At 38.4% G+C, this 22,376-nt stretch carries 21 protein-coding genes and 1 riboswitch; of the genes, 11 read left to right on the forward strand and 10 right to left on the reverse strand.

Translation table 11 applies throughout. From position 1 onward, the window contains the following. Positions 1 to 197 precede the first annotated feature (197 nt). The gene (gene thiI / locus A3EO_RS0103450) at positions 198 to 1,661 is read right to left on the reverse strand and encodes a tRNA uracil 4-sulfurtransferase ThiI (RefSeq protein ID WP_018346015.1); all 1,464 of its coding nucleotides are present in this window, start codon (positions 1,659 to 1,661) and stop codon (positions 198 to 200) included. A 136-nt stretch (positions 1,662 to 1,797) separates the two neighbouring features. Here thiI and xseB point away from each other — a divergent pair, with 136 nt between their 5' ends. Genes xseB through dxs form a run of 3 tightly spaced genes read left to right on the forward strand, consistent with a single transcriptional unit; the run spans position 1,798 to position 4,873 of the window. Beyond that, complete coding sequence (gene xseB / locus A3EO_RS0103455; RefSeq protein WP_018346016.1) at positions 1,798 to 2,082, forward strand: exodeoxyribonuclease VII small subunit; 285 nt, start codon at positions 1,798 to 1,800, stop codon at positions 2,080 to 2,082. A gap of 24 nt (positions 2,083 to 2,106) precedes the next feature. Further along, positions 2,107 to 2,994 (forward strand): (2E,6E)-farnesyl diphosphate synthase, encoded by an 888-nt coding sequence (gene ispA / locus A3EO_RS0103460; protein ID WP_018346017.1) that lies wholly within the window; start codon positions 2,107 to 2,109, stop codon positions 2,992 to 2,994. Positions 2,995 to 3,013: 19 nt separating this feature from the next. After that, positions 3,014 to 4,873: a 1-deoxy-D-xylulose-5-phosphate synthase gene (gene dxs / locus A3EO_RS0103465; RefSeq protein ID WP_026210981.1), complete on the forward strand. Its 1,860-nt coding sequence runs from the start codon at positions 3,014 to 3,016 to the stop codon at positions 4,871 to 4,873. 101 nt (positions 4,874 to 4,974) lie between these two features. On the opposite strand, the gene A3EO_RS0103470 is transcribed toward dxs, so the two are convergent. Continuing rightward, a complete protein-coding gene (locus tag A3EO_RS0103470) occupies positions 4,975 to 5,592 on the reverse strand; it encodes a LysE family translocator (RefSeq protein ID WP_018346019.1) in 618 nt (205 codons plus the stop codon). A 142-nt stretch (positions 5,593 to 5,734) separates the two neighbouring features. Between A3EO_RS0103470 and A3EO_RS0103475 the strand changes: the two genes are divergently transcribed. Continuing rightward, positions 5,735 to 6,631: a LysR family transcriptional regulator gene (locus A3EO_RS0103475; protein WP_233432268.1), complete on the forward strand. Its 897-nt coding sequence runs from the start codon at positions 5,735 to 5,737 to the stop codon at positions 6,629 to 6,631. A gap of 113 nt (positions 6,632 to 6,744) precedes the next feature. Here A3EO_RS0103475 and pyk read toward each other — a convergent pair whose 3' ends face one another. After that, the gene (gene pyk / locus A3EO_RS0103480) at positions 6,745 to 8,184 is read right to left on the reverse strand and encodes a pyruvate kinase (RefSeq protein WP_013744852.1); all 1,440 of its coding nucleotides are present in this window, start codon (positions 8,182 to 8,184) and stop codon (positions 6,745 to 6,747) included. Positions 8,185 to 8,367: 183 nt separating this feature from the next. Here pyk and sixA point away from each other — a divergent pair, with 183 nt between their 5' ends. Continuing rightward, positions 8,368 to 8,826 carry a phosphohistidine phosphatase SixA gene (gene sixA / locus A3EO_RS0103485; RefSeq protein WP_018346021.1) on the forward strand — a complete coding sequence of 153 codons (459 nt, stop codon included), beginning with the start codon at positions 8,368 to 8,370 and terminating at the stop codon, positions 8,824 to 8,826. A gap of 34 nt (positions 8,827 to 8,860) precedes the next feature. Here sixA and glnD read toward each other — a convergent pair whose 3' ends face one another. Together glnD and map are read right to left on the reverse strand one after the other, a co-directional pair. Continuing rightward, complete coding sequence (gene glnD / locus A3EO_RS0103490) at positions 8,861 to 11,491, reverse strand: bifunctional uridylyltransferase/uridylyl-removing protein GlnD (RefSeq protein WP_018346022.1); 2,631 nt, start codon at positions 11,489 to 11,491, stop codon at positions 8,861 to 8,863. 102 nt (positions 11,492 to 11,593) lie between these two features. Beyond that, entirely contained in the window at positions 11,594 to 12,391 is a 798-nt protein-coding gene (map, locus tag A3EO_RS0103495) for a type I methionyl aminopeptidase (RefSeq protein ID WP_018346023.1), read from the reverse strand. A gap of 197 nt (positions 12,392 to 12,588) precedes the next feature. Here map and erpA point away from each other — a divergent pair, with 197 nt between their 5' ends. From erpA to A3EO_RS0103515, 4 genes are all read left to right on the forward strand, one after another. Next, the gene (gene erpA, locus A3EO_RS0103500) at positions 12,589 to 12,933 is read left to right on the forward strand and encodes an iron-sulfur cluster insertion protein ErpA (RefSeq protein WP_013744856.1); all 345 of its coding nucleotides are present in this window, start codon (positions 12,589 to 12,591) and stop codon (positions 12,931 to 12,933) included. A 54-nt stretch (positions 12,934 to 12,987) separates the two neighbouring features. Further along, positions 12,988 to 13,362 carry a YacL family protein gene (locus tag A3EO_RS0103505; protein ID WP_018346024.1) on the forward strand — a complete coding sequence of 125 codons (375 nt, stop codon included), beginning with the start codon at positions 12,988 to 12,990 and terminating at the stop codon, positions 13,360 to 13,362. A 188-nt stretch (positions 13,363 to 13,550) separates the two neighbouring features. Then, positions 13,551 to 14,843: an HAAAP family serine/threonine permease gene (locus tag A3EO_RS0103510; protein WP_018346025.1), complete on the forward strand. Its 1,293-nt coding sequence runs from the start codon at positions 13,551 to 13,553 to the stop codon at positions 14,841 to 14,843. 95 nt (positions 14,844 to 14,938) lie between these two features. Further along, positions 14,939 to 16,303: an L-serine ammonia-lyase gene (locus A3EO_RS0103515; RefSeq protein ID WP_018346026.1), complete on the forward strand. Its 1,365-nt coding sequence runs from the start codon at positions 14,939 to 14,941 to the stop codon at positions 16,301 to 16,303. A gap of 50 nt (positions 16,304 to 16,353) precedes the next feature. On the opposite strand, the gene A3EO_RS0103520 is transcribed toward A3EO_RS0103515, so the two are convergent. Beyond that, positions 16,354 to 16,689, reverse strand: a complete 336-nt coding sequence (locus A3EO_RS0103520) for a hypothetical protein (protein WP_018346027.1) — start codon at positions 16,687 to 16,689, stop codon at positions 16,354 to 16,356. Further along, on the reverse strand, positions 16,689 to 16,964 hold the full coding sequence (locus A3EO_RS0103525; protein ID WP_018346028.1) for a hypothetical protein: 276 nt from the start codon (positions 16,962 to 16,964) through the stop codon (positions 16,689 to 16,691). Before A3EO_RS0103525 ends, A3EO_RS0103520 begins: the two co-directional genes overlap by 1 nt. Positions 16,965 to 17,032: 68 nt before the next feature. On the opposite strand from A3EO_RS0103525, the gene A3EO_RS0103530 reads away from it, so the two are divergent. Continuing rightward, on the forward strand, positions 17,033 to 17,332 hold the full coding sequence (locus tag A3EO_RS0103530) for a helix-turn-helix domain-containing protein (RefSeq protein ID WP_018346029.1): 300 nt from the start codon (positions 17,033 to 17,035) through the stop codon (positions 17,330 to 17,332). 44 nt (positions 17,333 to 17,376) lie between these two features. On the opposite strand, the gene ilvN is transcribed toward A3EO_RS0103530, so the two are convergent. From ilvN to A3EO_RS0103545, 3 genes are all read right to left on the reverse strand, one after another. After that, positions 17,377 to 17,874, reverse strand: a complete 498-nt coding sequence (gene ilvN / locus A3EO_RS0103535) for an acetolactate synthase small subunit (RefSeq protein ID WP_013744861.1) — start codon at positions 17,872 to 17,874, stop codon at positions 17,377 to 17,379. After that, positions 17,874 to 19,592: an acetolactate synthase 3 large subunit gene (locus tag A3EO_RS0103540; protein WP_018346030.1), complete on the reverse strand. Its 1,719-nt coding sequence runs from the start codon at positions 19,590 to 19,592 to the stop codon at positions 17,874 to 17,876. The genes ilvN and A3EO_RS0103540 overlap by 1 nt, the downstream gene beginning before the upstream one ends. Before the next feature lie 219 nt (positions 19,593 to 19,811). After that, positions 19,812 to 21,347, reverse strand: a complete 1,536-nt coding sequence (locus tag A3EO_RS0103545; RefSeq protein ID WP_018346031.1) for a Na+/H+ antiporter NhaC family protein — start codon at positions 21,345 to 21,347, stop codon at positions 19,812 to 19,814. An 83-nt stretch (positions 21,348 to 21,430) separates the two neighbouring features. After that, positions 21,431 to 21,613: riboswitch (Lysine riboswitch) on the reverse strand. 168 nt (positions 21,614 to 21,781) lie between these two features. Between A3EO_RS0103545 and A3EO_RS0103550 the strand changes: the two genes are divergently transcribed. Next, on the forward strand, positions 21,782 to 22,195 hold the full coding sequence (locus tag A3EO_RS0103550) for an H-NS family histone-like protein (protein WP_018346032.1): 414 nt from the start codon (positions 21,782 to 21,784) through the stop codon (positions 22,193 to 22,195). The last annotated feature ends 181 nt before the right edge of the window (positions 22,196 to 22,376 follow it).

The raw sequence follows: 22,376 nt of genomic DNA on the forward strand, positions 1-22,376 counted from the left end.
GGTCTTTTGGAACGAGTTGTTCGAGACTTATCATCTCGATTTCATATTGGAGTGAGGGTGTATTTTTGAGCATAGGCATTTCCTTTTTTCGATATGCCTATTAGATCAAACCTCTAGAGGTATGTCTAGAGGTTTGTCAGCAGTCTGAGTCGATATTGCTATCGACTTTTTCTATTTTGATTTTTGATAAATCATTTTTATGATGATTGATGTTTTTTTCTAAACACGCTGATATTGTTGAACCCCTGATCTTTTAAATACAATGCTTGTAGCCGACTCATCACGCCTCGCTCACAATATAAAAGATACTGTTTATTTTGATCTAACGATGGAAATTGAGTTGACAATTTATAAAATGGGATATGAAGAATGGTCTGATTATCCAGCTGTAATGGCTCCTCTTCGTGTTCTTCAGGGCTTCTAATATCAATAATGACGTCATTACCCTGTAACACAGATACCATTTCAACCTCTGGAACTTCTCTTTCTGTTTGTTCAGCGATCTGTCTAATATCCAAATATTGTGCGTTCCAAACAGCATCTTCCAACAAAGAAAAATCAAAATTAGCTTCTTCGTGTTCAATTTTCTCTTTAATTGCTTTTACGGTAGGATTTTTAGAAATTACACCACAAAATTCCGGCATCGATTTTGCAATATCATCCGTACCGATCTGTTTTGCCATTGCAATGATTTGTTCTTTATCGCTAGAAATTAAAGGGCGCAACACCAAACAATCTGCCGCTTCATCAATTAATCGCAAATTGGTTAATGTCTGACTGGAAACCTGACCTAAGGCTTCTCCGGTCACAATTGCCTGAATTTGAAAACGGTCTGCAACTTTGCTTGCTGCCCTGACCATCATTCTTTTCAGCACCACGCCCATCTGACCGTTATCAATTTTTTCTAAGATTTCAGCCACAACTTTTTCAAAATTAATAGCAACAAAACGAACTTTGTGTGAACTTCCATAACGATTCCAAATATGATATGCCATCTGTTTCACACCAATTTCGTGAGCGGCACCGCCTAAATTAAAGAAACAGTAATGCACACGACAGCCACGTCGTAATAACATATAGCTGGAAACACCAGAATCAAAACCACCGGAAATTAATGATAAAACATCTTCCTGCGTTCCTATCGGGTAACCTCCGATGCCCTCTACACGCCCTTTGACCAACATAACGTGATCATTATCAATTTCAATTCTTACCGTTACATCCGGATGTGTAAGCTGCACTTTGGCAGAAGCAATATGTTGATTCAAACCTCCTCCGATATAACGCTCTGCATCTAAAGAGGTGAATTCGTGCTTCCCTTTACGTTTTACACGAACGCAGAATGTTTTGTTCTCCAATTTATCGCCGATATCCTCATACACGATTTGAAAAATATCCTGCAATGTAGAAAACGGTTTTTCTTCCACCTGTAAAAAATGATGAATACCTGGAATGCGTTGCAACAGCTCTGTCAACAAAGGATATTTAGATTCGTCTTTAGTTCTGACTTCAATATAGTCCCAATGCTTAATTACAGCGACTTGATCGTCATATTTATTCAGAACATTACGGATATTTCCCGTTAAAATTTTGATAAAGCGTTTACGTACGGAATCACTTTTAATCATGATTTCCGGAAAAAGTTTGATAATAAATTTCATCTTGTTTTCATTGGATTGTAAAAAATAAGCGCATATTCTACACGAAAAATCGAATAAGCGTAAAAAATACACCTCATCTATAAGGAAATTAGGTACAATAACAGCTATTTAAATAAACTAGGTACTAATCACCGTTATGGCAAAAAAAGCACAACCGTTAAATTTTGAAAATACCCTGATAGAGCTGGAAAATGTTGTCAATCGTTTAGAACAGGGCGATTTGCCCTTAGAAGATGCATTATCGCAATTTGAACAAGGTGTTAATTTGGCAAAACAGGCGCAAGAAAAATTGGCTAATGCAGAACAACGAGTACAGATCTTGTTGGAAAAAAATAGCTCCACGCCATTAACTGATTACCCAACATCATCGCTTTCCGAAGTTAAAAAAGATGATGAAGAGAGTGATCAAGATGTTTTTTAAAAAAATCTGATTAGGATGGATCTTATGTATCAATTTTCTGAGGATTTAATTGCTTTACAACAACGCAATAATCAATTTTTACAACAACAACTGGCGCAATTAGACAGTTCACCTGCACCTTTAGCTGATGCAATGCGTTATAGCCTATTATTAGGCGGTAAGCGAATTCGTCCTTTTCTTGTGTATGCCACCGGTAGAATGTTGGGTGTTGATTTAGCGAAATTGGATCATATTGCCGGTGCGATTGAATGCATTCATTGCTACTCTCTTATCCACGATGATTTGCCGGCAATGGATAATGACACGTTACGTCGTAACAAACCGACTTGCCATATTGCTTTTGACGAAGCAACCGCAATTCTTGCCGGTGATGCACTACAAAGTTATGCTTTTGAGTTGTTAGCTAAATCTCCCATCGCGGATCAACAAAAAATTTTGCAATTTCAATTGTTGGCTAATGCATCCGGCGCGGAAGGAATGTGTTTAGGACAGAGTTTAGATTTAATCTCAGAAAATAAACAGATTGGTTTAGTAGAGTTAGAGCGAATTCATAAAAATAAGACAGGCGCATTGATTACGGCTGCTGTTTTATTGGGTTTCTACTGCTCTTCCTATTATCAAAATGAGCAAATTAAACAAAAACTTATTTCATTTTCTGCCGCAATTGGTTTAGCATTTCAAGTACAGGACGATATCTTGGATATCACTTCAAGTAATGAAGAGCTCGGGAAAAATGCCGGTTCAGATTTAAAAGCACATAAAAGCACTTATCCACAATTGCTTGGTTTAGCGCAGGCAAAAGAAAAAGCCTCAGCACTTTATCACTCTGCAAAATCAATTTTATCCGAATTGGAATTTGATACTTCAGCGCTAGCGGCATTAGCAGAGTTCATTGTAAAACGGCGAAATTAAATTTATGGATCAATATAATATGTCAAGTTATCCACTTTTATCACAGATTAATTCTCCGGACGATTTACGTCTATTACCGAAAGAACAGTTGCCTGAACTTTGTGAGCAACTTCGTCAGTATCTTTTAGAAAGTGTTAGCCAAAGCAGCGGACATCTTGCTTCCGGCTTGGGAACTGTCGAACTCACCGTGGCATTACATTATGTTTTTAATACGCCGTTTGATCAGTTAATTTGGGATGTGGGACACCAAGCATATCCGCATAAAATCTTAACAGGACGAAGAGATCAAATGAAAACTATCCGTCAAAAAGACGGTCTTCATCCTTTTCCTTGGCGTGGCGAAAGCCCTTTTGATGTGTTAAGTGTTGGCCACTCCTCTACTTCGATTAGCGCCGGATTAGGGGTTGCGATCGCTGCCCAGCGAGAAAATGCCGGAAGAAAAACAATTTGTGTGATTGGAGATGGCGCCATTACCGCCGGAATGGCGTTTGAGGCAATGAACCACGCCGGCGCATTGCATACTGATATGCTTGTGATTCTAAATGACAACGATATGTCTATTTCTGAGAATGTCGGCGCGTTGAACAATCATCTTGCTCGCCTGCTCTCCGGCTCTTTCTACTCTTCTTTGCGCGAAGGCGGTAAAAAAATTCTCTCCGGTTTGCCACCAATTAAAGAATTTGTGAAAAAAACGGAAGAGCACGTCAAAGGATTTGTTTCACCGGGTGGAACATTATTTGAAGAACTTGGCTTTAATTATATTGGGCCGATTGATGGGCATAATGTTGATGAATTGATTTCAACATTAAAAAATATGCGTACTCTGAAAGGCCCTCAGTTTTTACACGTTATCACTAAAAAAGGTAAGGGTTATGCTCCGGCAGAAAAGGATCCTATCGGTTTTCACGGCGTGCCTAAATTTAACCCGTTAAGTGGAGAATTGCCTAAAAGTAAGGCTGCTCATCCAACTTATTCTGCTATTTTCGGTCAATGGCTTTGTGAAATGGCTGAAAACGACCCTAAATTAATCGGCATCACTCCGGCAATGCGCGAGGGATCTGGAATGGTGCAATTTTCGCAACGTTTTCCGGATCAATATTTTGACGTTGCTATTGCCGAACAACACGCCGTTACCTTTGCCGCCGGTTTAGCCATCGGTGGCTATAAACCGGTAGTTGCGATTTATTCCACTTTCTTGCAACGTGCTTATGACCAAGTCATACACGATGTGGCTATTCAAAATTTACCTGTTTTATTTGCTATCGACCGTGCCGGAATTGTCGGCGCAGATGGGCAAACCCATCAAGGTGCATTTGATTTAAGCTATTTACGTTGCATTCCAAATTTAATTGTAATGACACCAAGCGATGAAAATGAATGTCGCCAAATGCTCTACACCGGCTATCACTGCGGACAACCTGCCGCTGTGCGTTATCCACGTGGCAACGGTATCGGTGTGGAGTTGCAACCGTTACACGCTTTAGAAATAGGTAAAGCAAATCAAGTCAGAAGTGGTGAAAAAGTAGCTATTTTGAATTTCGGTACATTATTGCCGGAGGCATTACAAGTTGCTGAAAAATATGATTATGCCGTGATTGATATGCGCTTTGTAAAACCTATTGATAAAGAATGTTTAGCCAAAATCAAAGATCAATATACATTAATCGTGACTTTGGAAGAAAATGCGATACAAGGTGGCGCCGGATCGGCTGTTCTGGAAACCTTAGCTGAATTAGGTGGAAATAGACCGCAGGTATTGCAATTAGGTTTACCGGACATTTTCATTCCTCAAGGCACTCAACAAGAAATCCGTGAATTATTACAATTAGATGCGAATGGCATTGAGCAAAAAATTAACGCTCAACTAGCAAAGTTATAAAAACGCTTTCTTGTTGCTATTAGTTACTACGATATATCATCAGTTTAATTCGGAAGAGATACACCTCTTCCGAATTAAATCATTTTAAAAAATGTTTCGTATTAAGGATTTAGTATTGAGAACAACAAAACCATCCCAAGAAAAATCAAAATTGCGCCAATAATACGATTCACAGTGATTTGCCGCCACAAAAGGCGATCACGAATTATTGGATTGGAAAGCACTTTTGCCACAAAAATAAACCAAATCAAATGCGACAAAGAAATAAATGCGCAATATCCTATTTGTACGGTTATCGGTGTATTTGTCTGCACTATTTGCGTGAAGGTACTCAATATAAACAGTGTGGTTTTCGGATTTAATGCATTACTGACAAAACCATTGCGAAACGCTACGCCTGACATCAAGGTAAGTTGTTTATTTCCTTCATCAACACTTATAGCTTGATGACGAAAAGTTTGATAGCCAATAACAATGAGATAGCATGCTCCCAAAGCTTTAATCAAATAAAATAGTGAAGGAAATTGTAGCAATAAAACACTCACACCCAATAAGGTGTAAGCAACGTGAACCCACACCGCTGATGCAATACCTATTGCAGTAAAAATCCCTGCCCACAAGCCATATAGATAACTGTTTCTTGTTACCATTGCAAAATCGCCACCCGGACTAATCACTGCCAGAATAGTAATAATAGAAACAGCAATAATTTCTTGCATAATTTAACTCCTTAATAAAAATGGCGTTATCGATTTTGCCACTTCTCAATAGCATAGCTAACTATTTGATAATACATATATTTCCTCCCATTAATGTCATTTTGGCTACTAGATTTTTAGTCATATTCTGGCATTATATGAAGTGACGCAACAAGTGAAACTTTTTTGGATATTTTGTGAAAAAATGGAACAAATAAAACGATTGCCTTTAAATGCTTTAAAATTTTTCTATTTTGTAGGGAAATATGGCAGTTTAACTATGGCTGCGCAACAACTCTACGTTACACATAGCGCAGTAAGCAAACAGCTTAAATTATTAGAAGAATATTTTGGAAAACCACTTTTTTTAAAAGAGGGTAGACATTTAAAACTCACATCAGAGGGCGTTATTCTTTACGAAACTTGCCATTCTATTTTTAATGAATTACAACAAACTACGATAAAACTGAAATCACATTCCAAGTCTGATTTAATTGTTTCTTGTGAGCCTACTTTAGCTATGAAGTGGCTTATTCCGCGTATTACACATTTCCCACAACACTTAAATTTCAACATTATTATTTTGGCAGCCGGAGGTGCTGTTGATTTCTCAAAACAAAATATAGATGTAGCTATTCGACGCAATGATTTTACTTGGAGTAAACAGCTACAAGCAGAATGGCTTTGTGATGAAAAAATAGGAATGGTCTATTGCACTAACAAAAATATCCCACCAGTACAGATTCATACGCATACTCGTCCACAGGCGTGGCAAGATTGGCAACGAATAAGTTCAAAATCATTTCCTTGTACACATCATCAATTTTTTGAGCATTTTTATCTTTCAATTCAAGCAGCTATTGCTGGTTTAGGTGTGGCTATTGCTTCAAAATGGATGGTGCAAGATGAAATCGAACAAGGTATTCTCACCGCACCATATGGTTTCAGAAAGGATGGTTCAGCATATTATTTACTTTCAGAAAATCTTATTGAAAACGATGAACGCAAGATGTTGTTTTTAAAATGGTTAAGAGAGCAACTATCTCAAACTAACAGTTAAAAATTATTAAATACCGACCATTAACGCAAAAAGCCGAATTCTGTGTAATACAGAACTCGGCTTTTAATTAACTAAGTTTCGTTTTTGACTGGATTAATTCATTAATGAACTTATTACTCAACAACCAAAGTACGGCAAGTGTTGGTGCCGCCGGAAACGAATTCATCGCCTTGCGTTAATAATACTAAATCTCCGGCTACTAAATATCCTTTCTCTTTCAATAATTTAATCGCAGTTTGAGCACCTTCAACAGTGCGGCTCATCTCTTCAAAATAAACTGGGACTACACCACGATATAATGCACAAAGATTTAATGCACTTTGGTTACGGGATAGTGCAAAAATTGGCAAACCGGAACTGATACGTGACATTAAACGTGCAGTACGACCGGTGCTGGTCATTGCAATAATTGCAGCTGTTCCTTTCATATGGTTTGCGGCATACATTGCTGACATTGCAACTGCTTCTTCAATTGAGTTGAATTCAACATCCATACGGTGACGAGAAACATTGATGCTAGGCATTTTTTCTGCACCTAAACAAACTTTCGCCATTGCAGCAACAGTTTCTGACGGGTACTGCCCTGCTGCAGTTTCTGCCGATAACATTACCGCGTCTGTTCCGTCCAATACAGCATTAGCAACGTCCATTACTTCCGCACGAGTCGGCATTGGATTGCTAATCATTGATTCCATCATTTGAGTTGCAGTAATCACAACTTTATTTAATTGGCGAGAACGGCGAATTAATTTTTTCTGTACGCCTACTAATTCAGGGTCACCAATTTCAACCCCTAAGTCGCCACGCGCAACCATAATAACATCAGACGCTTTAATGATGTCATCAATCGCTTCCGCAGTTGCCACAGTTTCCGCACGTTCTACTTTCGCAACAATTTTCGCATTTAAGCCAGCTTCCATTGCTAATTTACGTGCATATTCAATATCTGCACCGGTACGAGGGAATGAAACTGCTAAATAATCTACACCGATTTTTGCAGCAGTTAAAATATCTGCTTTATCTTTCTCAGTTAATGCATCTGCGGATAATCCGCCACCTAATTTATTGATACCTTTATTATTAGAAAGTGGGCCACCGACGGTCACTTCTGTGAATACTTTTTCACCTTCGGTTGATAAGACTTTCAATTGAACACGACCATCATCCAATAATAAAATATCGCCCGGAACAACATCTTTTGGTAGATTTTTATAATCTAAACCTACAGATTCTTGAGTACCTTCACCTTTCGGCAATTCGGCATCAAGCACAAATTTATCACCAATATTCAAAAAGATTTTGCCATCTTTAAAAGTAGAAACTCGAATTTTAGGCCCTTGCAAATCACCAAGGATGGCAACTTGTTTACCCAATTTTTTCGCAACTTCACGCACTTTTGCGGCACGGTTAATATGATCTTCTGCAGTACCATGAGAAAAGTTCATTCGCACCACATTTGCTCCGGCAGCAATAATTTTTTCTAAATTATTGCCTTTATCGGTCGCCGGACCTAAGGTTGTAACAATTTTCGTTCTTCTTAGTCTTCTAGACATGAATTGCTCCATAAGATAACAACATTACTTAAAAAAATGTAAGAAATTAATTTATTGAGGAATGGTGCTTTTTCTGTCAAGCACCTATAATAAAACGGTCGTGCATTATACGCTGATTTTTTGTGTAATGCGAGATCGAGCTAAGTAAATTTTTCTTAATCACTTGATATAGGTAGAGAATTTATGCATATCTTTATTATGCGTCACGGCGAAGCTGCTTTTTATGCGGCGAGCGATCGAGAGCGCCCTTTAACCGCTCGCGGTCAAGAACAGGCGCAACAACAAGGCGAATGGTTACAACAACAAGGGTGGCAGCCGGATTCTATGTTGGTCAGTCCCTATCTTCGTGCGCAGCAAACATACCAACAGGTTTGTAAAGCATTAAACATTGCAGAAAATGGGGAAAACTGGGATAACTTAACGCCTTACGGTAATGCTTATCTAGTTGCAGATTATTTGGATACGTTAGCTAAAGACGGCATAAAAAATGTGTTGCTTATTTCGCATTTGCCGTTAGTCGATGACATTGTACAGGCTTTAGGGGTGACCCAAGCAATTGCTTTTCATACCGCCACCTTAGTTGAGATCAACTACACTAACGGGAAAGGAACGCTATTACAAATTAAACAGCCGGATATTTAAGCAAAAATGATGGGCTGATCACCCATCATTTCTATTAGTTAAGCCCTGCTTCCAGTTTTAGTTGTAACAAGCGTCGCTCTTCCACAGACAAAGCGGTGCCTTTTTCATTGGTAAGGATAAAGAAGTCCTCCGCTTTCTCACCGTTGGTTGTGATTTTCGCATTAGACAATGTTAATCGCTGCTGCGTAAAAATATCACTGATTATCGCCAATAATCCTGCTCTGTCTTTAGTAATTAATTCTAATTCTGTCTGTTCTGTTTTCTCAATATTTAAGAAACGGACTTCAAGCGGCACATTAAAATGTTGCAGTTTGCTGCTTCGGCGAGCGGTAGCGGTCAGCACACGTTTTTCTCCTTTTAACACTGCTTTCAAAACTTGAGCAATTTCATCTCTTCTCGGTTTACGTAATGCACTGCCGTCATTTTCAGTCACAATAAAACTGTCGAACACCTCTCCACTCTCGGCGGTGATAATCTGGGCATCGTGAATGCTCAAATTTTTTGCATCCAATGTTCTCACTACTTTATTAAACAGTTGCGGTTGATCAGCACAATAAATGAAAATTTCTGTTGCGCCACGTGAAAATCGGCTACTCACCAAAACCACAATTTCATTACTTAAATCGTCAATTTGGCACAGATATTCAGCGTGCCACGCCAGCTGTTTTGAGGTATTGCGTAAGAAATATTCTTGCGGACAGCGTTGCCATAACTGATTTACATCATTCACTTTGATTTGATATTTTTCCAACATTGGTTGCATCATATCAAGTGCTTTAATTCGGTTCTGTAAAATCTGAATGCTGTAATCAAGCGGTACTGAAATGCCTTGATCCAGCTGCTGTTTCGTATAGCGATAAAGCGTGGTTAATAATGTTTTTTTCCAGCTATTCCATAAGGTTTCATTGGTTGCGCAAATATCCGCCACCGTTAAACAAAGCAAATAATCCAACCGCGTTTTATTATTCACAATTTTGGCAAAATGGCTGATTTCCGCCGGATCGTGAATATCTCGTCTTTGTGCAACAATTGACATTTGTAGGTGCGATAACACCAACCAAGCCATAAATTCCGCATCCTGTTCACTGAAATGATGTTTGATTGCAAAATCATACATATCAATCGCCCCCAATTCAGCGTGATCACCGGAGTGACCTTTAGCGATATCGTGAAATAAAGCGGCAAGATAAAGTTGAGGACGCTTAGTCAATGTTAAGAAGATTTTATGACATAAAGGATAGGCTTCAGCACTGGTTTCACTAGCAAAATTCTCCAATTTAAGCAATAAACGGATGGTATGCTCATCAACCGTATAGGCGTGAAACAGATCAAATTGCATTAAACCGACAATATGCTTCCATTCCCGTAAATAGGCTTTCAGCACACCATAACGATGCATTGGCGCGAATGCTCTGGTAATACAATGCGGTTGTTGCAGAATCTGAATAAAATAACTTCTCGCCTGTGGCAATTCACTTAAATAACCTTGTTGATTCAGTAATGCAAGGCGTAATTGTCGCAATGTGCTGGAATGGATATAACTTTGCGGATAATGACAGAGTTGTAAAAACAGCTCAATCATCGTTTCCGGCTTGGTTTGGAAAATATCGTGACATTGTAACTGAATGCTGTTATTCACCAAGCAAAATGCCGGACTGATAGCCACTCTTTCAGCAGATTTTGCACAACTCGGACACAAAAACTGTTCTTGATAATCCTGCATCAACACTTCACTTAACTGCATAATCTGTTGTGAATTGCGAAAATAGGCTTTCATCATTGTTTCCACTGCTTGATTACCAACGCCCTGATAGCCTAGCATCCCACTAATTTTTAACTGACGCTCAAATAACAGGCGGTTGTCATAATGTTTAATCACAAGGTGTAAGGCGTAACGAAGTTTAAACAGGAATGTTTGGCACTCAAATAATGCTTGATACTCTTCCGGATAAATAAAGCCGAAATGAAGCAAATCATCTAGATTTTTCGCTTTGAAATGGCGCCACGCAATCCAATAAAGTAAGTGCAAATCACGCAATCCGCCGGGGCTATATTTAAGATCGGGTTCTAAATTATAGGCTGTATTGTGATAACGTTGATAACGTTCATTTTTTTCTGCCACTTTTGCCGTAAAGAAGTCACGCATTGACCAAAAATCATCTTGATAAATATGCTGTGTCAACTTTTCAAATAACGGTTTATTTCCGGTTAGAAAACGAGATTCCAGTAAATTGGTTGCGATACTAATATCATTCCGCCCCTCTTCCAGACATTGCGGCAAGGTGCGAATACTATGCCCGACTTCAAAATGACAATCCCATAAAAATTGCACGAAATTGGCGATCTGCTGTTCTTGCTCTTCATCTAAGTTTTGGGAGGATAAAATCAAGAAATCTAAATCCGACAGCGGAAAAATTTCGCCACGCCCATAACCACCCACTGCTATTAATGCTAAATGCGGATAACTGTCCAATCGGAAATGGTGCCATAGCATCAATAACAGTTGATCACAAAGATCACTACGCTGTTTAATCAGATAGTAAATATCAATATTCTGACTAAAATTTTCCGTTTCAGTTGCTTTTAAATCGGCAAAAAATTGACGCACATTGGCAGGGGTAAACGGAATTTGGCTTAAATCTTGGGTGAATAGTGGTGTTTGCATAGAATTCCTGTATAAATTTGGTTGTTATGTTGATAACAATATTATTTTTTCAATAAAAAAGCGACCATTTCTCTTAAAAAAGGTCGCTTTTTTTAGAATTTTTTAATTATTTACCATTATTCGTTGGATATCATTCAGTTCTTCATCACGAATTGTCATCACTTCACAACCATTTTCGGTAACAACGATTTGATGTTCATACTGTGCGGAATGGCTACGATCTTTAGTTTTAACTGTCCAGCCATCGCCCATTAAGCGAATCTCTTTTCTACCAGCATTGACCATCGGTTCAATCGTAAACACCATTCCAGGTTGTAAAATCACTCCACCGTCATCGGCATAATAGTGTAAAACTTGCGGATCACTGTGAAACTCAGTGCCAATACCATGACCGCAATATTCACGCACTACAGAAAAGCCTTGTTTTTCCACATACTGTTGAATAACGCGCCCGATTTCATTTAAACGAATGCCCGGTTTTACCGTACGCAATGCAAGATAAAGCGATTGTTGTGTTACTTCGCATAACTTTTTACTGCGAATCGGCGGTTCACCAACCATATACATTTTCGAATTATCACCGAAATAACCGTCTTTAATCACCGTAACATCAATATTGAGAATATCGCCATCTTTTAATTTTTTTTCATCATTTGGAATGCCGTGGCACACTACTTCATTAATTGAAATACAAACTGATTTAGGGAAACCGTGATAATTTAAACAAGCCGGAATCACTTTTTGTTCGTTGACCATATAATCGTGACAAATGCGATCCAATTCGCCGGTAGTCACACCTGCTTTAACATAAGGTTCAATCATCACCAACACATCTGAAGCCAACTTACAGGCGACACGTAATTTTTCAATTTCTTCTGCTGTCCTTAATGGAATTGTCATTTTTTTCTCCAATTTGAAATACTTAATTTTCGGTGGCTATCATACCATTATTTCAACGTTGCCGATAACCTTTCAATGAAATTGTTGAACGATTTACTAGGTTATTAGATAATAGCGATACTATTAAGATAATTTTCACTTCATCATAACTATTTAGTTTGTAACTATATGATGAAAGAACAATGAGGAGTTTAAGAATGAGTGATGATGTTTCTATTCCGCTAACATTTACTGATGCGGCAGCGCGTAAAGTAAAATTTTTAATTGAAGGCGAAGATAATCCGAATCTAAAATTGCGTGTTTATATTACCGGTGGTGGTTGTAGCGGATTCCAATATGGGTTTACTTTTGATGAAAATGTGAATGAAGGTGATCTGACCATTGAAAATTCAGGCGTGACTTTGGTGGTTGATCCGATGAGTTTACAATACTTAATCGGCGGAACCGTAGATTATACTGAAGGATTGGAAGGTTCACGTTTTGTCGTTGATAATCCGAATGCGACAACAACCTGTGGTTGCGGTTCATCTTTCAGCATCTAATTTAAAAAGGCTATCCGAGCATAGCCTTCTTTTCTTATCTTAAGGGGGCATAAAATGGAATTTCAATTCTATCGCATTGATCGCAATACAATTAATGTCAGTTGTTCAATGGAACATGAAGCAGTTGCACGTTGGGCAAACAGTGAAATTCGTGGTGATTTGAACAAAATTGCTGAATTAATGGCAGTAATAAAGGCGTGTCATTCCGCCCCTTATGGCATCGACAAAATTATTCCGGGCAAGGAATTTTCCGTCCATATTAATCACGATGAAGTGATGGTTAAAGCTAATATTCTCTTTTCAGAAGAAAATTCTGATGAAATTTTAGAAGATGATCTTCAATTTTATGATGAAGAAAATATGGCAATTTGTGGATTGGAAGATTTTAAACACTTTTTATCTGCATATCAGCAATTTATTAAAGAGTAATTTTTAAGCATTATCTGTTTGATTTATCAACACAATGTTTCAAAAATGTAATTCATCGAAACGTTTTTTTCGAAGCGGATCACATTCTTGAACATTTCTTTTTATTAAGTTTTGAATTCAAAAAACACCTTATCTATCATAACGCTGAAAAAATTATTATTAATCAATTAATAAACTAAGGTGTGTGTATGTTAAATGAGCAAACTCTAAGTTCTGCAATGGAACAATCTTGTCCAAAAACGCATATTTGGAATAAATTTGATCTGGCGTGGGTGCTGAATTTATTCGGCACTGCCGTAGGCGCAGGTGTTTTATTTTTACCAATTAATGCCGGCAAAGGTGGTTTTTGGCCATTAGTTATTATGACCATAATAGTTGGACCTATGACCTATTTTGCCCATCGCGGATTGGCACGCTTTGTGCTCTCTTCCAGCAAACCGGGCAGCGATATAACCGAAGTGGTGGAGGAACATTTTGGTAAAACCGCCGGTAAATTAATTACGCTACTCTATTTCTTTGCTATTTTCCCCATTCTTCTTATTTATGGTAACGGCATTACCAATACCGTTGATTCATTTATGGTAAACCAATTAGGAATGGCTTCACCATCAAGGGTTTTACTGTCATTGATTTTAATCGGCAGCCTAATCGGTATTTTCCTATTGGGTGAAAAAGTGGTGTTAAAAGTAACGGAATGGTTGGTTTATCCGCTGGTATTTATTCTTTTTGCGTTGTCGATTTATCTTATTCCTGAATGGAACACCAGTATGTTGCAAGAAATGCCGAGCGGTGAGCAATTTTTATTAACATTATGGATTACCATCCCGGTGTTGGTTTTTTCATTTAATCACTCACCTGCTATTTCTTCCTTTGTGCTTTCACAGCAACGTCAATATAAATCTTTCACGGCTACCGAACAACACGCCAGCAAAACATTAAAAGGCACAGCGACCATTTTATTGGTGTTTGTGATGTTCTTCGTTTTTAGTTGCGTTTTAACCTTAACGCCGGAAGATTTGTTATTAGCCAAAGAACAAAATATTGCTATTCTCTCTTTCCTTGCCAATAAATTTGATAATCCTTATATCTCCTATCTTGGTCCTTTGGTTGCCTTTTTAGCGATTACCAGTTCATTTTTTGGTCATTATATGGGCGCAAGAGAGGGTTTACAGGGGTTATATCTCAAATTAAAAGGCGAAAACCAACATTCCGCGAATATTAATCATCGCCGTTTAAACCTTGTTTCAGCACTCTTTTTCTTATTATCACTTTGGGGTGTAGCGATTATCAACCCAAGCATTTTAGGTTTAATCGAATCTCTAGGCGGCCCTATTATCGCAATGATCTTGTTCATTATGCCGATGTATGCGATTAAACGTATTCCGGCAATGAAACGTTACAGCGGTAAGTTGAGCAATGTTTTTGTGGTGGTGATGGGGTTAATCGCTATTTCAAATATTGTCTATAATCTCGTGGCATAGTTCTCGCTTTTTCATTAAAATTTGCATCCTTTGCCTTAGGTTAAAAACCTAAGGCAATATTTATCAGAATAATAAAAAATAATTAGAGTGTATTTATGATTAGTGTGTTTGATATGTATAAAATCGGCATAGGGCCATCCAGTTCCCATACTGTCGGGCCGATGAAAGCCGGTAAAGAGTTTATTGATCACTTAGTACAACAACAGCAATTAAAGCAAGTTACCCGATTACATATTGATGTTTACGGTTCACTTTCAATGACCGGACGTGGGCACAACACCGATATAGCCATTATTCTCGGCTTGGCCGGATACTTGCCCGACAATGTGGATATTGACCACATTCCCCTCTTCATTGATCAGATTAAAAAACAGAAGCGGTTTCCACTGGCATTAGCACAACACGAAATTGCTTTCGATTTTTATCAGGATATGCAATTCCATTCCACTTTTCTGCCACTACACGAAAATGGGATGACAATCAGTGCCTATCATCAAGATGAGTGTCTTTACAGCAATACTTATTACTCTATCGGCGGAGGTTTTATTGTTGATGAAGCCCATTTCAATCAGGAGCAATCTGACGAGCAACAGGTGCCTTTCCCTTATAAAAGTGCTGCCGATTTAATTCATCACTGTCAGGAAAATGGGTTAGCCATTTCCGGCATTATGTTACGTAATGAATTGGCGTTGCACGGCAAAACAGAATTGAAAGCGCATCTTGCTAAAGTTTGGCAAACAATGCAGGAGTGTATCCAACACGGGTTGCACACAGACGGCTTATTGCCCGGCCCATTAAAAGTGCCTCGCCGTGCTGCCGGATTGCGACGATTATTGGAAGCGAATAATTCATTATCAAATGATCCAATGAAGGTAATTGATTGGATTAATATGTATGCTTTAGCGGTAAATGAGGAGAATGCTGCCGGCGGTCGTGTTGTTACCGCACCGACCAACGGCGCTTGCGGTATTGTGCCGGCGGTACTTGCCTATTATCAAAAATTTATTGCACCAATTAGTGATGAAGTACGAGATTGTTATTTATTAACTACCAGTGCTATCGGTTCACTTTATAAAATGAATGCTTCGATTTCCGGTGCTGAAGTGGGCTGTCAAGGTGAAGTCGGGGTTGCTTGCTCAATGGCGGCTGCCGGTTTAACAGAAATTTTAGGCGGTACACCGGAACAGGTCTGTATGGCAGCAGAAATTGCGATGGAACATAATCTTGGATTAACCTGTGATCCGGTCGGTGGCCAAGTGCAAGTGCCTTGCATTGAACGTAATGCTATTGCTTCCGTAAAAGCAATCAACGCCAGCAGAATGGCGTTACGTCGTAACACACAACCGCGAGTCACATTAGATAAAGTGATTGAAACAATGTATGAAACCGGCAAAGATATGAATGCCAAATATCGAGAAACTTCCCAAGGCGGTTTAGCGGTTAAGGTGATTTGTGATTAATTGATAATATTGAAGGGAAACTGGAAAGTTTCCCTTCTCATTTTGTCAAATTAACAATGTCCCGCAGCTTTTTCTAATGCATTACAGGAACGTTTTGATTTAGTGCCATCAGTCCCGGCACAAATGGCATCAGAAGAAATAACGCCTGCGACAGTGGTAATATAACATTGATACTGCTTTCTGCCGATACTGGCAATAAAACGAATGTCATCTAACCCCGGCTGCCGATTGCTGATGGCTACTTTATCTGCGGTGGTATTGAGCGCAAAAGCAGCTTTACTTTGTAATGATGCATCAGAAATTACTGTATTACCCACCATACCGCAACCACTCAATATGAAAATTGGTAAACAAATACAGAATTTATTCATCGTCATTTTTCCCATTATTTCAATCCTGCTGCTCCGCCTAAACCTATCAATGCTAATAAGAATGGTGAGGTCATTAGTCCGATTAACACTAAAACCCACGCTAATACATTTAAACATATCCCTTTGATATGTTTATTTTTAATAGCAAGAATAGTGCCGATTAAAGCAATAATTGCAGCTAAAGGCACAAAAATTGTTCCTAAAAACAAAATACCTACAACGGCTAAAATACAAGCAATAATTCCGGCAGTTACACCAGTTTTCGTTTTTTGTGGCAGTGCGTCTGTCATATTTCCTCCTAATTATCAAAGTTGCACCTAAAACAGGTGCATTATAGATTGAACCTAAAATAGGTGCAATGAAAAAATTACGATCTTCTATTTATTCTCAAGAACAGGTGTTTTTACGCGAACTTTTTATCGAAAAACGTAAAGCATTAGGTTTATCTCAACGAGCTTTATCTGATAAGCTCGGCGTTATTTATTCTCTGATTGGTAAAGTTGAAACTGGAGATCGGAGATTGGATGTGATTGAATTTATTCAATATTGTATTGCATTGGAACTTGATCCAAAGTCAGTATTAGATCAAGTGTATCAGCATATGTTATCGGTTTCATCTGATACAGCTGATGATAGTGAGTCAAAAAATTCCCCATAAAAAAGCCGGCTATTTTCAAAGCCGGCTATAATTATTTTATTGCATTAAGACAATAAGCAGTTTTTCTCACCGCGCGAAAGGCTAATCAAGCCGGAACGAACAATCTCAATCACAGAGGTTTCTTCTTTCAATGCTTTAATAAACGCATTCAACTTTTCACTATCTCCATTTAATTGCACGGTGTAGGTTTTCGGAGTAACGTCAACGATTTGTCCACGATAAATATCTGCCATTCGTTTTACCTCTTCCCTTACTTGCCCTTGTGCTTTCACTTTGATCAGCAACACTTCTCTCTCCACGTGCTCGACATCACTGAGATTAATCACACGGTAGACATCGATTAATTTATGTAATTGCTTTTCAATCTGTTCCAACACCTGTTCATCGCCATAAGCTTCAATCGTCATACGGGAAAGTGTCGGATCATCTGTCGGCGCAACGGTTAAACTTTCGATATTAAAAGCACGTTGTGAGAACAATCCAACTACACGAGATAACGCACCTGACTCATTTTCTAATAATACTGATAAAATTCTACGCATTATGATCTCTCCGTTTTGCTTAAATACATTTCATTCATTGCACCACCACGCATTTGCATCGGATAAACGTGTTCGGTTTCATCAACACGAATATCGACAAAGACCACTTTATCCTTAATTGCCAATGCTTCCGCTAATTTCGTTTCCAATTCGTCAGGATGTTCAATTCGCATTCCGATATGCCCATAAGCCTCAGCCAATTTAACAAAATCCGGTAATGAATCCATATAGGATTGTGAATGACGTCCGGCATAAATAATATCTTGCCACTGTTTTACCATTCCTAAGAAACGGTTATTCAAACTGACAATCACAACCGGAATTCCATACTGTTTTGCCGTTGAAAGTTCTTGAATATTCATCTGAATACTGCCATCACCGGTAACGCAGACAACCTTTGCTTCAGGGTGTGCCAATTTGACGCCTAATGCTGCCGGCAAACCGAAGCCCATTGTGCCCAATCCTCCTGAATTGATCCAATGGCGCGGTTTAGCGAAAGGATAATGCAATGCGGCAAACATTTGATGTTGTCCGACATCGGAAGCAATATAGGCATCACCTTTCGTTAATTTATAAAGAGTTTCAATCACCTGTTGCGGTTTAATCACTTCACTATTCTTTTCATAATTCAAGCACTGTTTTTCTCGCCATTGTTCAATTTGTTGCCACCAATCAGATAACCATTGTTGTGCTTTCGCAATATCCTCTTCTGTCAACAAAGTTAAAAATTCATCTAATACCGTTTTTGCATCACCTACAATCGGAATATTGGCAATCACATTTTTTGAAATGGAAGTTGGATCAATATCAATATGAATCACTTGTGCATAAGGGCAATATTTTGCCAAATTATTGGTGGTGCGGTCATCAAAACGTACGCCGATACCAATAATTAAATCACTCTGATGCATGGCGTTATTGGCTTCATAGGTGCCGTGCATACCAAGCATACCAAGGAATTGTTTATCATCTCCCGGAAAACCGCCTAAGCCCATTAAAGAAGCAGTGACAGGAAGATTTAAATTGTGCGCAAATTGGGTCACTTCCTCAGCACAATTTGAGGTAATTACACCACCACCAATAAACAACACCGGACGTTTAGCAATTTGAATCGCTTTAAGTGCCTTCTTAATTTGTCCTTTATGTCCTTGTAAAGTCGGATTATAGGAACGCAAATGCACTTCTTCCGGATAACTATAATTATATTTTACTGCCGGATTAAGCACGTCTTTCGGCAAGTCGATGACAACTGGGCCCGGTCTGCCGGTTGACGCGATATAAAACGCTTTTTTCATAATATAAGGAATATCTTCCGCTTTTTTCACTAAAAAGCTATGTTTTACCACCGGACGAGAAATACCGACCATATCACACTCTTGGAATGCATCGCTTCCGATTAAATTTCCCATTACTTGGCCGGATAGCACAACTAATGGAACAGAATCCATATAAGCTGTAGCAATTCCAGTAATGGTATTGGTTGCACCGGGGCCGGATGTAATTAAAACACAACCGACTTTACCGGTGGAACGTGCATAACCGTCTGCCATATGAACGGCACCCTGTTCGTGGCGGACTAAAATGTGCTCAATACCGCCAAGTTGATGAATAGCATCATAAATATCAAGCACCGAACCGCCGGGATAACCAAATAAATATTCCACTCCCTGATCTCGTAATGATTGAACGACCATTTCCGCACCAGATAATTTTTTCATATCCTCTTCTCCATTTTCTTGTTCTATTGATGTTGTGAGTCTAGTTTTACTGCATATTTTTAACTTTGTCTATAGCAGCACATATCGCCAAATAAGAATAATTTCAGAATTTAATTCTGAATTAAAATCATTTTAAAGATAAAAATAAAATGATTTAACTAAAAGTCAAAAAAAATACGGCATAAAGCCGTATTTTATAAAATATAATTTTTATTTAATTTATTTTAAATTTTGCCGGCGAGATCTAAAAATGAAAAGTAAAACCGCCAACATAACCGCTGTAATCACAAAACCTAAAATCGCTGAATCGGTAAAACCTACACAGATATAACCAACGAACGACGCAATCGCCACCACTGCCGCATAAGGCAATTGTGTAGTTACGTGGTCAATATGGTTACAAGCCGCACCGGTAGAAGATAAGATTGTGGTGTCGGATACCGGCGAACAGTGATCACCGCACACTGCCCCTGCCATTACAGCTGACAAACAAGGTAACATTAGTGCCGGATCGGCATTTGCCGCCATTGCTGCTGCAATCGGTAACATAATACCGAAGGTTCCCCAGCTTGTTCCGGTTGAGAACGCCATAATAATGGCAAGTAGGAATAATAATGCCGGCAATAATTGTGTCATCATATTACCGCTGACAAGACTCGCTAAATATTTCCCAGTGTTGACATCGCCAACAATGGTATTAATTGTCCAAGCAAAGAAAAGAATAGTAATCGCGCCGGACATTGATTTAAAGCCAAGAAGAATCGCTTTAATATAGTCGGCAAAGCTGATGGTATTAAATACAAATAACGAAGCCACCGCAAATGAAATTAAACTGCCTACAACCAATGAAATACCGACGGTTGTATTTTCAAATGCACCTAAAACCGAAAAAGCTTGTCCGTTTTCTGCTAATGCCTGATATCCGGTATACATCATCATTGATACTGTACCGGCAATTAGCACTAAAATCGGCACAATTAAAGCACTAACTCGTCCCTTAACCACTTCTTCATCTTGTTGTTCACTATTTTGTGTCGCCTGTAAAGCTTGATTTTCGTGACGCGCCATTGAACCGATATCAAAAGAGAAATAAGCCACGAAAAAGACAGTGAGAATAGCAAATATGGCGTAATAGTTCATCGCACTCATTGCCACAAACGCTCCCATCGGCGAATATTCGGTGATCGAATGTGTTGCCAATAATCCGGCAACCAGCGTCATAATATAAGCTCCCCAACTTGAAATCGGCATCAATACACACATCGGTGCGGCGGTTGAATCCAAAATATAGGCCAATTTTGCACGAGAAACTTTAAATTTATCCGTTACCGGACGCGCAATTGCCCCCACTGCCAAACTATGGAAATAGTCATCAATAAAGGTAAAAAATACTAAACACGCTGTTAATAATTTTGCCCCGCGTCTATTTTTAATATGTTTTTGCGCCCAAGCCGCAAATGCCTGATTACTTCCGGAAACAGTTAATAATGAGGTCAATGCACCCAACATTAATAAGAAAATAATAATATTCACATTATTCTGATTAATGCCGTCTTCACCATAAACTAATGATAATACACTGTTTTTAATATAAATTGCGGCATTAAGCGGATTGGCATCCGTCAACATTAATGCCCCGACAACAATCCCGGTTGTTAAAGATAAAAGCACACGCCTTGTCAGCATTGCTAAAGTCAAAGCTAATAATGGCGGCACCACCGACCATATAGAAGAAGAAAAATCTGTAAGTTCCATAACGCTAACCTAATAAAAAGAAAAAGCGTCTAGCGAGTGTTCAAAAGGATTCACAAATAAGGAAGGATAAAAGATTAACCACCTTAACTCGTAGCGCTCCATAGTTAAACAAAAAAATAATACTATGACAGTATCGTCCCTTTTCGGTAACGATCCCAACCAATTAAGATGACGCTTAATTGATTTCGGCGGTTATTCCTTTCCCTTCTTCTCAAAGCTGTCGGCTCAAAGAAGCTACTTATAATAATCGCACCTCTACTTCAGGTGGCTAAAAGATACAACAAGTAACAAAAAAAGCAAGTTCTTTTAAATTATATTTATTATTTAATTATTCTTTTATTAAAATTTATATTTACCTTTCCCGTTATTTTCTATAAAATCACTTTATTCTTTTCTTATTACCGCTATTAACAAAGATCCATAGGAGATTATTAATGGAAGAGTTATTAAAAACATTAAATAATATTCGCTCATTACGCCTTGTAACTCGTGAATTACCTGTTGAACAACTAATGACAATGTTCAATAAATTTGAACAAGTTGTTGAAGAAAGAAAAGCCGAAGAAGAGTCTAAAAAACAGAGTATTGCTGCTCATCAAGAAAAAATTGAAAAATATAAAGAATTATTAAAATCAGAAGGCATCTCTCCAGAAGAATTATTGGAAGTAATCAGCTTACAGAAATTTAACCCTTCCCAGCATAAAAAACGTGCACCTCGTCCGGCAAAATACCAATATACAGATTTAGACGGTTCTAGAAAAACTTGGACCGGTCAAGGTAGAACACCAAAAGCAATGCAAATTCAGCTAGATAAAGGCGCAACTTTAGAAAGCTTTGAAATTAAGTAATATTTACTATCTATTTTTAAAGGTCTATTTTTCAGAAAATAGACCTTTCTTTTTTGGCTAAAATATATGGCAATGATAAGGAAAAATCATTGCTCGTAATAAACTGTTCTGCCCTATCATTTTTAAGATAAAAGCGATATTTAAGGCTTTTCCTAAAAGCAATAATCTCTTGCGAAAATAC

Origin of the sequence: Gallibacterium anatis DSM 16844 = F 149, from assembly GCF_000379785.1 — a bacterium.
In the GTDB taxonomy this organism is placed as follows: Bacteria; Pseudomonadota; Gammaproteobacteria; order Enterobacterales; family Pasteurellaceae; genus Gallibacterium; species Gallibacterium anatis.

Excerpts from the sequence above, each read along its gene's own strand:
- thiI (WP_018346015.1), bottom strand. The coding sequence starts at position 1,661 with ATGAAATTTATTATCAAACTTTTTCCGGAAATCATGATTAAAAGTGAT.
- xseB (WP_018346016.1), top strand. The coding sequence starts at position 1,798 with ATGGCAAAAAAAGCACAACCGTTAAATTTTGAAAATACCCTGATAGAG.
- ispA (WP_018346017.1), top strand. The coding sequence starts at position 2,107 with ATGTATCAATTTTCTGAGGATTTAATTGCTTTACAACAACGCAATAAT.
- dxs (WP_026210981.1), top strand. The coding sequence starts at position 3,014 with ATGTCAAGTTATCCACTTTTATCACAGATTAATTCTCCGGACGATTTA.
- A3EO_RS0103470 (WP_018346019.1), bottom strand. The coding sequence starts at position 5,592 with ATGCAAGAAATTATTGCTGTTTCTATTATTACTATTCTGGCAGTGATT.
- pyk (WP_013744852.1), bottom strand. The coding sequence starts at position 8,184 with ATGTCTAGAAGACTAAGAAGAACGAAAATTGTTACAACCTTAGGTCCG.
- sixA (WP_018346021.1), top strand. The coding sequence starts at position 8,368 with ATGCATATCTTTATTATGCGTCACGGCGAAGCTGCTTTTTATGCGGCG.
- glnD (WP_018346022.1), bottom strand. The coding sequence starts at position 11,491 with ATGCAAACACCACTATTCACCCAAGATTTAAGCCAAATTCCGTTTACC.
- map (WP_018346023.1), bottom strand. The coding sequence starts at position 12,391 with ATGACAATTCCATTAAGGACAGCAGAAGAAATTGAAAAATTACGTGTC.
- erpA (WP_013744856.1), top strand. The coding sequence starts at position 12,589 with ATGAGTGATGATGTTTCTATTCCGCTAACATTTACTGATGCGGCAGCG.
- A3EO_RS0103505 (WP_018346024.1), top strand. The coding sequence starts at position 12,988 with ATGGAATTTCAATTCTATCGCATTGATCGCAATACAATTAATGTCAGT.
- A3EO_RS0103510 (WP_018346025.1), top strand. The coding sequence starts at position 13,551 with ATGTTAAATGAGCAAACTCTAAGTTCTGCAATGGAACAATCTTGTCCA.
- A3EO_RS0103515 (WP_018346026.1), top strand. The coding sequence starts at position 14,939 with ATGATTAGTGTGTTTGATATGTATAAAATCGGCATAGGGCCATCCAGT.
- A3EO_RS0103520 (WP_018346027.1), bottom strand. The coding sequence starts at position 16,689 with ATGGGAAAAATGACGATGAATAAATTCTGTATTTGTTTACCAATTTTC.
- A3EO_RS0103525 (WP_018346028.1), bottom strand. The coding sequence starts at position 16,964 with ATGACAGACGCACTGCCACAAAAAACGAAAACTGGTGTAACTGCCGGA.
- A3EO_RS0103530 (WP_018346029.1), top strand. The coding sequence starts at position 17,033 with ATGAAAAAATTACGATCTTCTATTTATTCTCAAGAACAGGTGTTTTTA.
- ilvN (WP_013744861.1), bottom strand. The coding sequence starts at position 17,874 with ATGCGTAGAATTTTATCAGTATTATTAGAAAATGAGTCAGGTGCGTTA.
- A3EO_RS0103540 (WP_018346030.1), bottom strand. The coding sequence starts at position 19,592 with ATGAAAAAATTATCTGGTGCGGAAATGGTCGTTCAATCATTACGAGAT.
- A3EO_RS0103545 (WP_018346031.1), bottom strand. The coding sequence starts at position 21,347 with ATGGAACTTACAGATTTTTCTTCTTCTATATGGTCGGTGGTGCCGCCA.
- A3EO_RS0103550 (WP_018346032.1), top strand. The coding sequence starts at position 21,782 with ATGGAAGAGTTATTAAAAACATTAAATAATATTCGCTCATTACGCCTT.